Origin of the sequence: Chryseobacterium sp. CFS2 (assembly GCF_036543225.1) — a bacterium.
Taxonomy (GTDB): domain Bacteria; phylum Bacteroidota; class Bacteroidia; order Flavobacteriales; family Weeksellaceae; genus Chryseobacterium; species Chryseobacterium culicis_A.
The window spans coordinates 252,633-269,044 of record NZ_JAZHQU010000007.1; the positions used below are offsets into that span (position 1 = coordinate 252,633).

Below are 16,412 nucleotides of genomic sequence, written 5' to 3' on the forward strand. Positions count from 1 at the left end.
TGAATTTATGAGCGCTTTTATTTTAAAAGCACGGTGAAATCAGCAAATTCCATTCCTTAAGGGTTAATAAAATAATGATTTTCTCTATCGGAAGAATATAGCTTTATCTTAAATCATTAGCCATTCATTCACAAGACATGCTGCAAGTCTTGCTGTTCTGTCCTGAATATCGAAAGAAGGATTCACTTCTGCTACATCCAGTGCCAGCAATTTTTTATTTTTTAAGATATGTCTGTAAAAATGCATAAAAGCAGTATCCGCAAAGATACCATTATATGCTGCTGCCGATACTCCGGGAGCAACGGATGCATTAAAGACGTCCATACAAATGGTAAGATAGGCATAATCTACACTGTCCAGCAATTCATCGATACGCTGATAGATGGATGTAAGATTTTCAAAAAATAATTCGTCAGCAAGGATATATTTCATCCCATACTGATGAGCGGTATCAAAAAGCTTTAATGTATTGGAGTTTCTCTGAATTCCAATATGCAAAGAATTGATGGGTCCTTCCTGGGCAATCTGCCAGAATCCGGTGCCAGAACTTGGTCCTACTCCTTTTTCCGGCTGCCTGTTATCAAAATGGGCATCAATATTAATAATACCAATTTTTTGTTCAGGGAAAGCTGTTTTAACCCCTAAATAATGGGCATATGTCACCTCGTGGCCTCCACCCAGCACAAGGGATTTTCCTCCTTTTAAAAGTACTTTTGAAACATTTTTGGCAAGATTATTCTGAGTATTTTCCAGATTGCCGTCCTCACAGGTAACGTTTCCAAAATCCAGCATTGAAAAGTCAGGAAGGATCACCGGAAAATTAGACATATTTTTTCGGATCACATCAGGAGCATCTTTCGCTCCCTGACGGCCTTTATTTCTTCTTACTCCTTCATCTACAGCAAATCCATGCAACGCAAAGTCACCTGTAGAGATGTTGTCGTAATTATGTTCTTCTTTTACTCTTTGAAATAATCTGTGATAGAGAAGTTCTTCTCCGTCCAATCTGCCTTGCCAAATATTACTCATTATTCAGTCATTTGCCTATTGTCTGCCCTTCCATCAGCTCATATTGCAAACACGCTGATGGAAGAACAAATATGGTTAATTTATAATTTTACATCAGATTTCCGTCAATGTACACATTTTCTGCTTTTAAGCTTCCCTGATTATACAGTACATTCTGGAAATTATTGGTTTTGAAAGTCACAAAATCTGCCTTTTTTCCTTCCTGTAGCTGTCCTCTATCCTCAAGATTAAGGGCATAAGCAGCACGGAAAGTCATTCCTGCCAATACTTCAGCTGTAGTCAGTTTCTGGAAAGTGGCTAAAATAGACGCCTGGGTAATTAAATTTCCCATAGGGGCTGATCCCGGATTCCAGTCACTTGCAATGGCTACAATAGCTCCTGCATCCAGTAACTTTCTTGCCGGAGTAAATTTCTCACCCAAACCTAGGCTCGCTCCCGGAAGAGCTGTTGCCACAGTATCAGATTCAGCCAGAAATTGAATATCTTCATCAATGGTTGCTTCTAAATGGTCTGCAGACTTCGCTCCCACTTCTACTGCAATTCTTGAACTTCCAGGGGTAAACTGATCTGCATGAACGGTAATTTCAAAACCTAGTGCTTTTGCTTTAAGTAAGAAATCCTTACTTTCCTCAGGCTGAAAGGCAGACTTTTCAATAAAAATATCTACTCTGTTCGCCAATCCTTCTTCTTTTACTTTTGGTAAAATTTCGGTGATGATATATTGCAGATATTCAGGATTGCTTCCTTCAAAATCTCTTGGTTTCAAGTGAGCTGAAAGACAGGTAGGAACTAAAGTTGCCTTAGTTTCGTGCTGGGCTTTTTTAATAATTCTAAGCATTTTCAGCTCATTTTCCACATCCAGTCCGTAACCACTTTTCACCTCAATCGTCGTAATTCCCAGCTCAACCAAAAAGTTGATTCTTTCCACTAAAGTTTTCAGTAATTCTTCTTCTGAAGCATTTCTTGTGTGCTGTACAGAACTCCAGATTCCACCACCACTCTCGGCGATTTCCAGATAAGTTTTCCCTGCATTACGCATAGCAAAATCATTCGCACGGTTTCCTCCGAAACAGATATGGGTATGTGAATCTACAAAAGCAGGAAGAGCAATCTGTTCTCCCTCGATCTGTTCAATTTCTATGGTAGGATTTTCTGTTTTTAATGTTTCGAAATTTCCAACTTTCCGGATGGTATTCTGATCTACTACAATCCCTCCGTCTACAATAATTTCCAGCTGCTCATCGGAAAGTTTTCCTCTTAAGGGTAAGTTAGCAAGGGTCACCACCTGCTTAAATGGTCCTATTAATTTCATTAGTCTAAAGTTAATTCGATGTTTAGATCAGGCTGATTAGTTCTCAATCAACACCTGTCTGCTAAACAGTCAAAATTTTATTAATTTTTATTAATAATTTCTCCTCTCAAAAATACTTAAAATATCCCAAATATTTAAATCTTAGGTGTTCTCATTTTCAACCCTGGCTAAAACCTCTGTATCAATCTTAACGTTTTCTCAATCTGCCCTTCAACCTTAGTCGAAATTTGCTATCTTTGAAGTAAATGAAATGAATTAATGCCAGATTTTTTACATCCAGATAAGGAAAACTACTCACGAGAGGAGCTGATGCAGGAAGAACAGATCCGTCCCCAAAGCTTTAAAGATTTTGCGGGACAGAGAAAAACGCTGGAGAACCTTGAAGTTTTTGTTACCGCTGCAAAAAGACGTGGCGGAGCACTAGATCATGTTTTATTACACGGTCCGCCAGGGCTTGGTAAAACTACGTTGGCCAATATTATCGCTAATGAGCTTGGAGTAAACTGTAAGATTACTTCTGGCCCTGTATTGGACAAACCTGGTAGCTTGGCTGGTTTATTGACCAATCTGGAAGAAAATGATGTTCTTTTCATTGATGAAATTCACCGTCTTTCTCCTGTTGTAGAGGAATATTTGTATTCTGCAATGGAAGATTACAAGATTGATATCATGCTGGAAACGGGTCCCAATGCCAGAAGTGTACAGATCGGACTGAATCCGTTTACCCTGGTGGGAGCCACTACAAGAAGTGGTATGCTTACCAAACCAATGCTTGCCCGATTCGGGATTCAAAGCAGGCTGGAGTATTACTCTGTTGAATTGTTATCAATGATTATTCAGAGAAGTGCAAGGGTTTTGGGAGTTGTTATTTATGAAGATGCCGCCATAGAAATTGCAAGAAGAAGCCGTGGAACACCAAGGATTGCCAATGCATTATTGAGAAGGGTACGTGATTTTGCTGAGATCAAAGGAAATGGTGAAATTGAGATTAAGATCACAAAATATGCCCTGGATTCTTTGAATGTGGATGAATTTGGTCTGGATGAAATGGACAATAAGATCATGCGTGTCATGATTGAAAACTTTAAGGGAAAACCGGTAGGTATTTCTGCGCTTGCCACATCCATTGCTGAAAATCCGGAAACACTGGAAGAAGTGTATGAGCCGTTTTTGATTCAGGAAGGATTTATTATCAGAACTCCGAGAGGAAGAGAAGTTACAGATAAGGCTTACAAGCATTTGAATATTACAAGACCTAAAAATCCGGGAGAGCTATTTTAATTCAAAGTTTTGAGTTTAGAGTTTAAGGATTTTGGGGTAAGGTTAACAAGAATTTTTAGTTTATGTTTATTCCCAAATTATATAAAAGCGAAGATTACCATTTGATGAGAGAGATCATCAAAGAAAATTCTTTTGCTTTACTGATCTCTTCTGTTGATAAGATAAGAGCGACCCATTCTATGATGATGCTTAATGAGGATGATCCGGAAAATGCTTATATTGAAACTCATATTTCGAGAGCTAACCCACAGGCAAAAACCTTACAAAACGGGGATGAAGTTCTTTGTGATTTTCTAGGTGCCCACACCTACATATCCAGCAGCTGGTATGATCATATTAATGTTTCCACCTGGAATTATGAAGCGGTACAGATTCACGGAAAAGTTGAAGTAATGGATCATGATGAGCTGTATGTCCATTTGGATAAATTAACATCCAAATATGAAAGCTTCCAGCAATGTCCAATGATGGTGAAAGATATGGGAAATGCCTTTGTGGAAAAAGAAATGAAGGGGGCTTTTGGAATTAAAGTTATTCCAACCGAAATATTTATCAAACAAAAGCTTTCTCAGAACAGAAAAGAGACGGATTTCAACAACATTATCAGCCAACTTGAACAAGCTGATGATAACGCAAGAAAGATTGCGGAGAAAATGAAACAAATAAAAAAATAATCAAAATATACATATGAAGTTATATCCAATACAATGTGGAAAATTTAAACTGGACGGCGGTGCTATGTTCGGAGTCGTCCCGAAGAGTCTGTGGGAAAAAACGAACCCGGCAGACGAAAAAAACCTGATCGAATTGGGAACCCGCTCCCTGCTTATTGAAGACGGGAAAAAACTGATCCTGGTAGACTGTGGCCTTGGTAACAAACAGGATGATAAATTTTTCGGACACTACTCTCTTTGGGGAGACGATACTCTAGATAAAAATCTTAAAAAATACGGCTTTGTAAAGGAGGATATTACGGATGTATTCCTTACGCATCTTCACTTCGACCACTGTGGTGGTGCTATAGAATGGAATGATGACAGAACCGGATACAGACCAGCCTTCAAAAATGCCCATTTCTGGACTAATGAAAATCACTGGCAGTGGGCAACAGAACCTAATGCAAGAGAAAAAGCAAGCTTCCTGAAGGAAAATATTATGCCTATGCAGGAAAGCGGACAACTTAACTTTTTGCCTCTTCCTACCACCGGAAATTACGGCTTTGCTCCGGACCTGAAAATGGATGTCATCTTTGTAGACGGACATACCGAAAAACAGATGCTACCGGTAATTCAATACCAGGAAAAAACAGTTGTCTTTGCCGCCGACCTTATTCCTACTGCAGGACATATCAACCCGGTGTATGTGATGGGATATGATACCAGACCTCTTTTAACAATGGAAGAAAAAGGAAAATTCCTTAAGCAATGTGTAGACAACGAATATTTACTGTTCTTTGAGCATGATGCGCATAACGAGCTTGCAAGTCTTAAAATGACTGACAAAGGAGTAAGGCTTGATGAAACGTTTAGCTTTAATGATGTTTTTGGATATTAATTTTGAATCATGGAAGAATTACATTCAGAAACACAACAGACAGAACCGGAACCAGCACCCAAGATCATTGGTTTAACCGGAGGAATAGGCTCAGGAAAAACCACAGTAGCACGCTTTATAGAGGAATTCGGTTTTCCGGTCTATTATTCCGATGATAGAGCTAAGGCCATCGTTAATGAAAGCGAAGATCTGAAAATAAAAATCAAAGAACTTCTTGGTGAAGAATCTTATGATGAAAATGGATTGTATGACAGAAAATTTGTTGCTGATAAAGTTTTTAATAACAGAGATCTGCTTCAGCAATTAAACGAAATCATACATCCTGCCGTAAGGGTTGATTTTGAAGACTGGGTAAAGAAACAAAGCAAATATTTAGTTTTCAAAGAAACAGCACTATTGTTTGAGCTGAAGCTCAACAGACAATGTTACAAATCTCTTTTGGTAACCGCTGAGGATAACATCAGGATCAAAAGGGTAATGGATAGAGATCAGAAAACCTACCGCGAGGTAGAAACTGTCATGGAAAAACAAATGCCTGAAAGGGATAAAATTAAAATGGCAGATTGTATCATCTACAACAATACCAATCTGGAAGAATTAAAAGAACAGACTGAGAAAGTGATCTTCAGTATTGAATAAATAAGAACTCGTTAGAAGCTTTTCTAACGAGTTTTTTTTCTGCTAAAAATATTTCTTAGGGAAGATTCAACCAAGATTCTTTTGCAAAAAATAAGCCTCCATTTCTGGAGGCTTATTCTATCTGAAATTTAATTGATTTATTCTTTGATAAATTTCTTTTGGGCAGTATTACCGTTATCATCGATATCAATCACATAAACACCGTTAATCAATCTGCTTACGTTGATCTGGTTGTTTAATAAGATACCGTCAGCGATTACCTGTCCTGCAGCATTGTAGATCTTATATTTAGCTCTCTTGCTAACATTTTTCACAAACAATACTGAGCTTACCGGGTTAGGATAAATCATGACACTTGTCTGATCAATCGGATTAGCAACGATCGGTTTAGAGATTCTTACCGTGTAATCCTCTACTTCTCCGTTTTTGAAGTCAGTACAGTTTACAGGGATACCGTCTCTTGACATCGCTACTCTCATCACTACATACTTATAGTCTGTCATACTTACAAAAGCATCTGCAGGAACATTGAATTTACCAGATACAGGGCTGTTTGAATTCGGTGAAGAAGTGAATACTCTTTCGTTGATATCAAACTCTCCATTTCTGTTGAAGTCAATCCATACTGCGATTCCTTCGTTGTAAGTAGTTCCTGTCCATTTCTTCTCGATGATGATCTCATTGTCAGTTGATCCCTGAATCATCTCGATGAATGTCTTAGGTACTCCTGTATAATCTGTATAGGTAGAAGCTCCGGATTCATTCTCCATTGTTTTCTTACCTGTAGGCTTCACAGTAACTTTAGAAATATGCTCTCCTGTAGAACTTTCTCCTTTCATTTTACAGTAAATTACTGTAGGTGTTGTAAAGTAATATGGAGGAGTATAGTTTCCTGGTGTACCGTTACAGATATTGACTACCTGCATCTCATATTTCGTTAATTCTGTAAGTCCTGTTAATACAAGATTATTAACTAATGAAGGTACTTCTGTCCAGCTTGGAATTCCTACTTTTCTATATCTAAGAACGTATGTCGCTCCTGGGAAAGGATCCCACTGAATCGCTGCCGATGTAGGAAGCAATTGAGTAATTGTTAATCCTGGAGGAGGAATTTCACATATTCTTTCTGTAGTAAATACTTTAGGGTTAGAATATGGATTCAATGTTGTTTCTCCGTTACACTGGTTCGCAATCTGAACTTCATATGTAGTATATGGATCTAAAGGAGTTGCACTTCCTAATACATAAGTATTTGCAGGAGCTGCTGGTAAACTCACAATATTCCAAGTAGTAGTCCCTACTTTTCTCCATCTCATCGTGTACGTAGAGCTTGCTGCTAGCGGAGCCCATGTAATCAATGCTGTTGTTGGAGTAATGGTACTTACCGTTACATTTGGAGGAGTAGGATCACATCTCGTAGTAAATGTTTTGATAGGAGTTGCAGTTCCCACGATATCTCCACAAATTGCTGCTACCTCTACTTCATAAGTAGTAGCTGGTGTCAATCCATTGATTACTAACGGAAGGTTACCCAATTGTGCTGAAGCATATACTTCTGTCCAGGCTGTTGTTCCCTGAACTCTGTATCTTACTACATAGCTCACTCCTGCTCCTGTGATGGTAACAGTAGCTGTTGTATGCGTTGTAGTAAATGTTGGTGCGTTAGGAGTTGCATTGCTACAAGGTCTGATTCTGACTCTGTAATCTTCAACTTCTCCATCCACTGCATTCTGGCACATTGTAGGAGCACTTGTACGCTTCAGTACAACTCTCATTGTAGTTGTCAATGGTCCTGTATAAGCAGTTGAAGGAACAGCAAAAGTAGCTGTAACCGGAGTAGTTGTGTTAGCTGGAGAAATTAAGATTCTCTCAGCATCTGTAAACTGTCCGTTTCTGTCAAAGTCAATCCAAGCTGTTACAGCGTCATTACCTGTTGCGCCTGTCCATCCTTTTGCTACAGAGATTTTATTATTTTGAGAATTTACATCTAAAGTAATAAGAGTCTCCGGAGTAGTATAGCTGATATAATTTGTCTGTACTGAAGTATTATTCATTGGTGGAACTCCAAGATTCGAAGAGGTAATTGTTACATTCGAAATATGGTCATTCGTTCCTGTACCTGTCATTTGACAGTAAGACAATGGTGGTGTTGTAAATGTTACTGATCCTGAATAAGCTCCTGTAGAACCGTTACAAGTTGTTGAAACCTGAACTTCATAATTAGTCTGCTCATTAAGACCTGTAATTCCATAGTAGTTCTGACCTGCAGGAACAGTTGCTGTTTGCCAAACACCTCCAGGAGTTGTTCTCCATCTAATGTTATAAGTAGCTCCAGCAGTAGCAACCCATGATACTGTTGCCGTAGTTGCCCCAATATTATTTACGGTAATATTTGTCGGAGGAGCCGTTGTACAGTTTTGAGGATCTACAAATTTTACTGCATAATCTTCTACTTCTCCCTGAGTGAATGTGCCACAAGGATTAGCATTATCAAAATATCTCATCACTACACGCATACGGGTAGGAAGAGTTCCTGTATATACATTACCACTTGCAACGGTAGGCACTGCAAAAGTAGCCGTTACCGGAGTAGTTGTGTTATAGGTAGTATTAAGAATTCTCTCACTGGTTTCAAATGTTCCGTTTCTGTTAAAGTCTACCCAAGCTGAAACTCCGTATGAAGTAGGAGAACCTGGCCAGTATTTGTTGACAGAAATTTTATTATTTGCTGAACCTCTTTCAAAGATAACTACTCTTGTAGCATCTGTTGTATAATCTTTATAATTGTCAGATCCGGAATTACTCAACATGATAGGAGTATTCGTAGGAGTAACAGTTACATTATTAATATATCCACTTGTTGCGGTATTACCTGTAGGACCTGCTGTACAATAAGTAAGAGCTGGCGTTGTAAAAGTAACACTTGATGAGAATGCTCCAGTTGTTCCTCCACAAACAGTAGCTACCTGTACCTCATATGTAGTCTGCTCCAATAATCCTGCAAGTATTTGATTACTGATTAATGGGGTATTGACTGCAATCTGCTGCCATGCTCCGGAAGGAGAAACTCTGTATCTTACAATATAAGTAGCTCCTGTAGCTGATGTCCAAGTAACATTAGCAGAAGAAGGAGTTACGTTATTTACCATAATATTAGAAGGCGGTGCTGTAGAACAAGGTGATAAGTCTATAAACTTAACAGCATAGTCTTCAGTTTCACCATAAGAGTATGTTCCACAAGCATTAATAGGGCTGTATTCGTTTAATACAACACGCATTTTTGTAGTCAGGTTTCCAGTGTAAACACCACCGGCAACATTTGGTACTGTAAATGTAGCGGTAACCGGAGTTGTTGTATTACTTGGTGAAGTAAGTACTCTTTCATTTGTTTCAAAAACACCATTACGGTTAAAATCAATCCAAACTCCTGTTAAGAAGCTATATTGGTAACCTGGCCAGGTCTTTGAAACAGAAACAGTAGCACTACCTCCTCTTACCAAAGTAACTACTCTTGTAGGATCTGTACTGTAATCTGTATAACCACTCTGATCAGAGTTGCTGGTCATGGACGGAGCGCCTTGTGCATTAACAGAAACCTGGTTGATATATCCATCAATAAAAGTACTCGTAGCACCGGACGCACAATAACTAAGTGCCGGAGTTGTAAAGTTTACGCTGGAAGAGAATGCTCCCTGAGTACCACCGCAAATCGTAGCTACCTGAACTTCATACTGTGTCTGTTCGGTTAATCCCGTAATAAGCTGATTTCCCACCAAAGGAGTTGTAACATTGATTGTTGTCCAGGCGCCTCCTGATACAGGTCTGTACCTTACCACATAAGTAGCTCCTGCAGAAAGATACCAACCTACATTAGCTGAAGTTGTTGTCAGGTTTGAAACCGTGATATTTGTAGGTGGAGCTGTTGAACAAGCCGGTAGCGGGTGGCTTTCCAATTGTATTCTAGGAATATCTGCAAGTCTGTCTTTTGCAGAAGGGGGTGCAGCAGGATCCGGGTTTGTAGTATCTTCATAATAGATGATACCTCGGTTTGCCCCTGCATTATAAGATCCCCAAGCCGTACCTGGCGAAGATGAATAGCCTGGAGTTTTTTCATTTACAGCAACTACCAGGTTGTCTGTTCCGTTCCATAAAAACGGTGTAGCCAATTGAAGAGTTACCCAGTTTCCGTTTGTTAAGTTAGGTAAAGTTCCGGCAAACACCTGAGTTAAAGAACCTAACGGAACCCAGTTTGTATTGGACGTAAAGGCATTCTGGGTTGTATTACCCATATATACCACCCAATCCTTATACACATCCTGAGAAGTTGAAACGGTAGTGGAATAAAACTTTATGGCTGTGATATAGTTCGACGTACCTATGGCCGTCGTAAGCTCCGCAGCAGTATAAATCTGCTGAGAATAACTATACCCATAATAGGAACGTATGGGGAGATACACAGAGGTACCCGTTCCTGTCCCGATCTGCCCTGCCTGAGCCGAGACTTTGGATACAAAGCCTGTACAAATCAAACAGAGAAACAGAATTAAAGAGGTAAAGAGTTTCTTCATAATGTTTTCATTATAATATTAATCACACAAATCTAATCATTTTTTATTATTAATTTATAAGTGCATTTGGGTTTTTTCTGAAAAAAAACAATATTTTTTCCACTTATGCTCTAAATAAAGAAATCCCCGGGACTTCCCGGGGATTTACTAATATTTAAAGGTTATCTTTATTTCTTGATAAATTTAGATTTGAATTGTTCAATTCCTTTATCATCTATTGTAATTACGTATCCACCTTTAACTAAAGTTGAAACATTTACCTTTCCACTATTGATATTTCCTCTATCCACTAATTGTCCGGCAGCACTATAAATTTTATAAGTTGCTTTATCTGAAACTTTAGTAACGTTTAGAACATCCGTTGCAGGATTTGGATAAATCTGAATACCATTATTTTTAACAGCATTTTCAGAAGTAGCAAGGTTACCTGTAATAACTACGTTATAGTCTTCAACTTCTCCGTAATCGAAAAGATCTCCACATACATAATCTGAAGGTAATGATAAACCAACATTTCCGTTTCCAGTACCAGCTCCAACATAGAATGCTACCACTCTCATTCTTAATGGCTGTCCTTCTACAGCATTACTTGGAATTGCAACATTTGCATTGATCACCGTTGATGGCTGCGTTAATGTCACAGGATAATTCAATACTCTTTCTGAATCACTGAAAACACCATCCTTGTTAAAGTCAATAAATGCTGCTACAGCATCATAATCTGCAATATCAGGGTTACCAACAGTAACAGACATAGGATAAGTATTTCCTTTTGTTAAGTTAATCTGAAGAGCTGAATTCGTAGTATAGTTTGTATATGTACTGTTTGCAGAAGTATTATTTACATTGGCAAGAGTTACATTGGCAATATACTCATAGTTTGCACTTCCTGTAGAAGCTGTACAATAAGTAAGTGCAGGTGTACTGAAGTTTACAGAAGTTGAATATGTTCCTACCGTAGTACCACAAACTAAAGCTACCTGAACTTCATAAGTTGTACCATCAATTAAGTTACTTAAATTGATTGAAGGAACAGTTGTATCCGCCTCAGTCCATACAGTTGAACCTACTTTTCTGTAACGTACTTTATAAGTAGCTCCAGTATAAGACATCCATGATACACTTCCTGAAGATACAGTAATGTTGCTCACCACTACGTTAGTTGGCGCCGCACTGCTACATGCAGATAGAGGAGCGATACTAACAGGACCTACAGCATAGAAAACATTTCCTATTGAAGAAATTCTTACTTTAATAGTCTGACCGTTCAATGAAGAAGGGAAAGTAAAGTTTTCAGATCCGTCGTTAGGAGTTGAAGCTGATAATACAGTCCAAGTTGTTCCGTTATCTGTAGTATAGTCAATCTTTACGTTAGCAACATTATAAGGAGCTGCGTTAGTATTTGCAACAATCCACTGAACCGGAGTTGGAGTATTCACATCAGCATATTGGTTAGCTAATCTGAAAGGACCATTATCTCCTACAACAATTGTTTGAACTTTAAAAGCTGACTGCTGTTGAGCTACGTTAGAATTGTTATCTCTTACAGTTAATGCAAAATTTGTAGTTCTTGCTATAGTAGATACAGCCTCCCAAGTATTGTTTGCATTATTTAGTACTCCACTCATTACAGAAGCAAATTTCGGGAAGTATCTTGTTGGGCTTGCGTTTGGAGCAGCAGATCTGAAAGAAGCTCCAGACATTGTATTTCCTAAGTTATACTTATCAATAGAAACTGAAGCGTCATCCACCTCTTCCCAAGAATAAGTCATTGGATCATTTTCAGGATCTGTAGCACTACCTGTTAAAGCAAAAGCAGTCCCTTTTGGTATTGTATATGTTGGAAGATCAGCAATTACCGGAGGGTTATTGGTAATTGTAGTTTCTACGTCACAAGTTTTTGCAATTAAGTTAGCTTGTACCTGACCGATACTTGCTTTATGGAAATAAGGATCAGAATTAGCCTGAACATCTGTATCAGGACCTGTAATACCTGCGTATCCCATGATGGTAGTTCCTGAACCTGGTTCCATATTTACACCACTTCCTTCAAGATTGTGAGAGAAAGTATGGTTAGCTCCTAACTGGTGACCCATCTCATGAGCAACGTAGTCGATATCAAAGCTATCTCCTGATGGAATTCCGTTCGCTGGAGAAGTAAATCCTGAACCTTTTCCTTTAGGAACTGAAGTGGTAGGATTAATACATACACACCCGATACATCCGGCGTTTCCTCCACCTCCTGATTTACCGAATAAGTGTCCGATATCGTAGTTGACATCTCCTACATTGGCCGTCAAAGCAGCCTGAAGTTGTCCATTCCATGCTCCCCCTGCTCCTGTTGCAGCAGCAGAATATGGATCTGTAGCAGGGTCAATATAAATTACATTAGGAAAATTCTGCAAATTCAAATGTAATGCAAAATCTTTTTCAAAAACTCCATTTACTCTGGTTAAAGTATTGTTGATGGCAACAAGTGCAGGAGCTCTTTTTTGGTCATCTGTAGCAGTAGCAGGTACACCAGCAAGTCCCATAAAGTATTGGGTATACTCACCTGTAACAGACATTGCCAATCTCATTGTTCTGTATTTCTTATCAGAACTTTTGTTAAAAGTTGTTGCCTGATTAGAGAATGACTGCCCATTTTTTAATAAAGCATCTATTTCCTTTTTAGCAGCAGGAGATTCTTCTGTAGAACATAAGAAACCATTCTTTTCCTTTTTTGTTTTAGGATGAACAGCATACACTGTTTTATCTGCAGAGGCAGGGTCAATAAATTCATACTTATCTCCATGAATGATCATCGACTGAAAATCATTAGGAGCGATACTGAATCTTAAAAATTTGGTAGGGTCATCGACACTTGATCCAACATAAGATCCCAATTCATACTTGTCTGCCAGTTCTTTTACAACTACTGGAAAACTGTACACATTAAACCTTTCAATCTTCCCGCTCATCGTAGGAAGAGAAATTACTACAGGAGTGGAATTAGATCCCATTTCCTGTGCATTCTTCAGCTGAGATCTCAGTAAGTTCAGGTCTAACTTATAGTACCCATTACCTCTTACATTGGATTGATCTACTCTAAATCCTGTACTTCTTTTGTTATCGTCTCCTTTTTTAAGAGAAGTGGGTGTCCATTGGCCGAACACTGCGCCTCCTATAAAAGTAAACATTAAAGCAGTAAATACTCTTTTCATAAATTAAAACACAATTATAATTTCCGCCAAATATAGCTATTTTATAACTCACACAGATAAAATAAGTTAATATTTTTTAATATTATACATCTAATAAGCATATCTATTAAAAAAAATACAAACTTTAGAACATTCTAAAGTTTGTATTTTATATATTTTAAAGATAAAGGATTGATATTTCTAGAACTTATAAGCAATATTCCATGCAAATCCCATATTGAATTTTGAAGAACTTCTTCCAAAACCGGGAACAATCATTGGAGAGATATCATCCTGCTTAGAAGTATATACCATGTATCTTGGCTGAAGATTCACATCGATATAGAAGTTGGAACTGAATAACTGCACCCTGCCTCCTATTGTTCCTTCCAGCCAAAAAGAAGTTTGTGAGGACGAAGGAAACGCTTCAGAGGAATTACTTCCCCCAAATCCGCGAACGGGGACAGCCATATATTCCTGATTATAGAATGATCCGGCCGCTTTTCCACCGGCATAAAATCCGTTGAATTCATTTTCAGAATCTTTTGCCAGCATATAAAATGCACCCAACTTAACGAAAGGGCCGCTTGCCTTAGCATCATACCCATTCTTCTGATATATGTTTTTTTCAAAACCGGCTTCTGCAATAGCATGAATATTTCCTCTGATTTTTGAGGAAATAAATCCCTGGTACAATTTTCTGTCCGAAAAAAATCCGGCTCCTGTATTCAATACATCAAGGCCAACCATAAAATTGGGTTCATATTTTTCGTGAACCTTCTTCTCTGCTTCCTTTTTTTTATCCTGTGCCCAGCTTATTATTCCAAATAAACTAAAAAGAAAGGTAAAGATTAGTCTTGTCTTCATTCTCTATCTGATTTTGTCCGGCTTCCAGTTTCAGAACTGGATTAGGAGTTAATAATTCTGAACTTAAATTCTCATAAGTTTTTTTGATCCCACATCCTGGAGATACATACGTTGACTTCGTAGTATAATTAATCCTTACTTTAGACTCTACCCCTTTATTGGTAAGTTTAAAATAAACATCTGTATAGGGCGAATTGTCTACCCGAAGAGGAATCAACCTTGAATCAATCTTTGCAAGTCCTCCCAGATCTACTTTTCCTGCACCATAATCTACTGCAACATAGAGTGAATCCAGAGTTCTATCTTTTCCAGAATCCAGTGATCTGAAAGCTACCTTCATTCTTGGAGTTCCTTCTCCGCTTTCGCAAATATCATCATCTCCTCCACAGGAAAAAAGCATTCCTAAAAGACAGATTGCTATGAGAAATTTAAAATACTTCATATTAAGATTTGAAATTCAAATTTAAATAAATTTATTTTTTAATCAACAACGCAATGTTCTCAACATGGTGTGTCTGCGGGAACATATCTACCGGCAAGATCTTTACTAAAGTATAGTGATCTTTCATCAAAGCAAGGTCTCTTGCCTGAGTAGCAGAATTACAGCTTACGTAAACTACTTTTTCAGGTGAAAGTTTTAAGATTTGCTCTACTACCTTCTGGTGCATTCCGTCTCTTGGTGGATCTGTGATCAATACATCTGCTTTAGGATGGTTTGCCATGAATTCATCATTGAAAATATCTTTCATATCTCCACAATAGAACGTTGTATTTGTTAAACCGTTCAATGCAGCATGTTCTATCGCTGCATCTATTGCTTCCTGTACAGATTCTATTCCAATAACCTGTTTTGCATTTCTTGCTACATATTGTGCAATTGTTCCTGTTCCTGTATAAAGGTCATATACCACTTCATCTCCTTTCAGATCAGCAAATTCAAGTGTTTTTCTGTATAATTCCAATGCCTGTTTGTAGTTGGTCTGGAAGAATGATTTCGGTCCTATCTTAAACTTCAGTCCGTCCATTTCTTCCATAAGGTAACCTTCTCCGAAATACACATTAATATTTAAATCATAAATAGAATCATTCTGCTTAGGATTAATGGCGTATACCAATGTCTTAATCTGCGGGAATTTTTCCAATAAGAATTCAAAAAGCTTCTCTCTGTTTTCTTTTTCTTCTCTGTAAAGCTGGAAAAGGACCATCCATTCTCCTTTAGAGTTCTGTCTCATCATCAAGGTTCTTAAAAACCCTTCCTGATTTCTTACATCAAAGAAGTCCAGACCATTATTTACTCCATATTCTTTTACAGCAAGTCTTATTGCATTGGAAGGATCTTCCTGAAGAAAGCACTCTTTCAGATCAAGAATCTTACTCCACATTCCCGGGATATGGAATCCCAGGGCATCTCTAGTTCCGAAATTCTCTTCGGAACTGATTTCATACTGAGTAAGCCATCTTGCATTGGAGAAGGAAAACTCCATTTTGTTTCTATAAAAATACTGTTCTTCAGATCCTAGAATTGACACGGTTTCAAAGTCATCAATTCCTCCGATTCTTTTGATATTATTATATACTTCTTCCTGTTTAAAATCGAGCTGTTTTTCATAGCTCATATTCTGCCATTTGCATCCTCCGCAGGTTCCGAAATGGACGCATTTAGGATCAACCCTGTAGGGCGATTTTTCAAGTACTTCAATAGCTTCGCCTTCATAATATTTTGACTTCGCTTTCTTCACTTTTACATTCACAATATCACCTGGAATTGCTCCTGAAACCATCACAGCTTTTCCTTCTTCTGTTCTTCCGATTGCCACGCCTTTTGCTCCGGCAGTCAATAGCTTTATATTTTCAAGAATTAAATCTCTTTTTTTCTTCCTACTCATTCTAAAATTTTCTATTTTCCTAATTGAAACTTTTACGTTCCAGTTTGCAAAAATACAATAAAAAAAACCTTATCCGAAGATAAGGTTTCTATAC

11 protein-coding genes are annotated in these 16,412 nt (G+C 38.1%); 4 read left to right on the plus strand and 7 right to left on the minus strand.

What is annotated here, in order from left to right:
• Positions 1 to 108 precede the first annotated feature (108 nt).
• Together hutG and hutI are read right to left on the minus strand one after the other, a co-directional pair.
• Positions 109 to 1,029: a formimidoylglutamase gene (gene hutG / locus ODR02_RS17540; protein WP_209786929.1), complete on the minus strand. Its 921-nt coding sequence runs from the start codon at positions 1,027 to 1,029 to the stop codon at positions 109 to 111.
• Positions 1,030 to 1,117: 88 nt separating this feature from the next.
• The gene (gene hutI, locus ODR02_RS17545; RefSeq protein ID WP_209786928.1) at positions 1,118 to 2,341 is read right to left on the minus strand and encodes an imidazolonepropionase; all 1,224 of its coding nucleotides are present in this window, start codon (positions 2,339 to 2,341) and stop codon (positions 1,118 to 1,120) included.
• Between the two features lie 258 nt (positions 2,342 to 2,599).
• Here hutI and ruvB point away from each other — a divergent pair, with 258 nt between their 5' ends.
• From ruvB to coaE, 4 genes are all read left to right on the plus strand, one after another.
• Entirely contained in the window at positions 2,600 to 3,622 is a 1,023-nt protein-coding gene (gene ruvB, locus ODR02_RS17550; protein ID WP_105681642.1) for a Holliday junction branch migration DNA helicase RuvB, read from the plus strand.
• A gap of 62 nt (positions 3,623 to 3,684) precedes the next feature.
• Complete coding sequence (locus ODR02_RS17555; RefSeq protein ID WP_309512918.1) at positions 3,685 to 4,296, plus strand: FMN-binding negative transcriptional regulator; 612 nt, start codon at positions 3,685 to 3,687, stop codon at positions 4,294 to 4,296.
• 13 nt (positions 4,297 to 4,309) lie between these two features.
• On the plus strand, positions 4,310 to 5,176 hold the full coding sequence (locus ODR02_RS17560) for an MBL fold metallo-hydrolase (protein ID WP_209786926.1): 867 nt from the start codon (positions 4,310 to 4,312) through the stop codon (positions 5,174 to 5,176).
• Between the two features lie 9 nt (positions 5,177 to 5,185).
• Entirely contained in the window at positions 5,186 to 5,815 is a 630-nt protein-coding gene (gene coaE, locus ODR02_RS17565; RefSeq protein ID WP_209786925.1) for a dephospho-CoA kinase, read from the plus strand.
• Positions 5,816 to 5,952: 137 nt separating this feature from the next.
• On the opposite strand, the gene ODR02_RS17570 is transcribed toward coaE, so the two are convergent.
• The 5 genes from ODR02_RS17570 to rlmD form a co-directional block, all read right to left on the minus strand.
• Positions 5,953 to 10,383 (minus strand): GEVED domain-containing protein, encoded by a 4,431-nt coding sequence (locus ODR02_RS17570; RefSeq protein WP_309512919.1) that lies wholly within the window; start codon positions 10,381 to 10,383, stop codon positions 5,953 to 5,955.
• Positions 10,384 to 10,550: 167 nt separating this feature from the next.
• Complete coding sequence (locus tag ODR02_RS17575) at positions 10,551 to 13,586, minus strand: reprolysin-like metallopeptidase (protein ID WP_209786923.1); 3,036 nt, start codon at positions 13,584 to 13,586, stop codon at positions 10,551 to 10,553.
• Between the two features lie 180 nt (positions 13,587 to 13,766).
• Positions 13,767 to 14,432, minus strand: coding sequence for a DUF6048 family protein (locus tag ODR02_RS17580; protein ID WP_105681648.1), 666 nt, complete (start codon positions 14,430 to 14,432; stop codon positions 13,767 to 13,769).
• Positions 14,398 to 14,874, minus strand: coding sequence for a DUF6452 family protein (locus tag ODR02_RS17585; protein WP_309512920.1), 477 nt, complete (start codon positions 14,872 to 14,874; stop codon positions 14,398 to 14,400). Before ODR02_RS17585 ends, ODR02_RS17580 begins: the two co-directional genes overlap by 35 nt.
• A 31-nt stretch (positions 14,875 to 14,905) precedes the next feature.
• Complete coding sequence (gene rlmD, locus ODR02_RS17590) at positions 14,906 to 16,318, minus strand: 23S rRNA (uracil(1939)-C(5))-methyltransferase RlmD (protein ID WP_309512921.1); 1,413 nt, start codon at positions 16,316 to 16,318, stop codon at positions 14,906 to 14,908.
• Between the last annotated feature and the right edge of the window lie 94 nt (positions 16,319 to 16,412).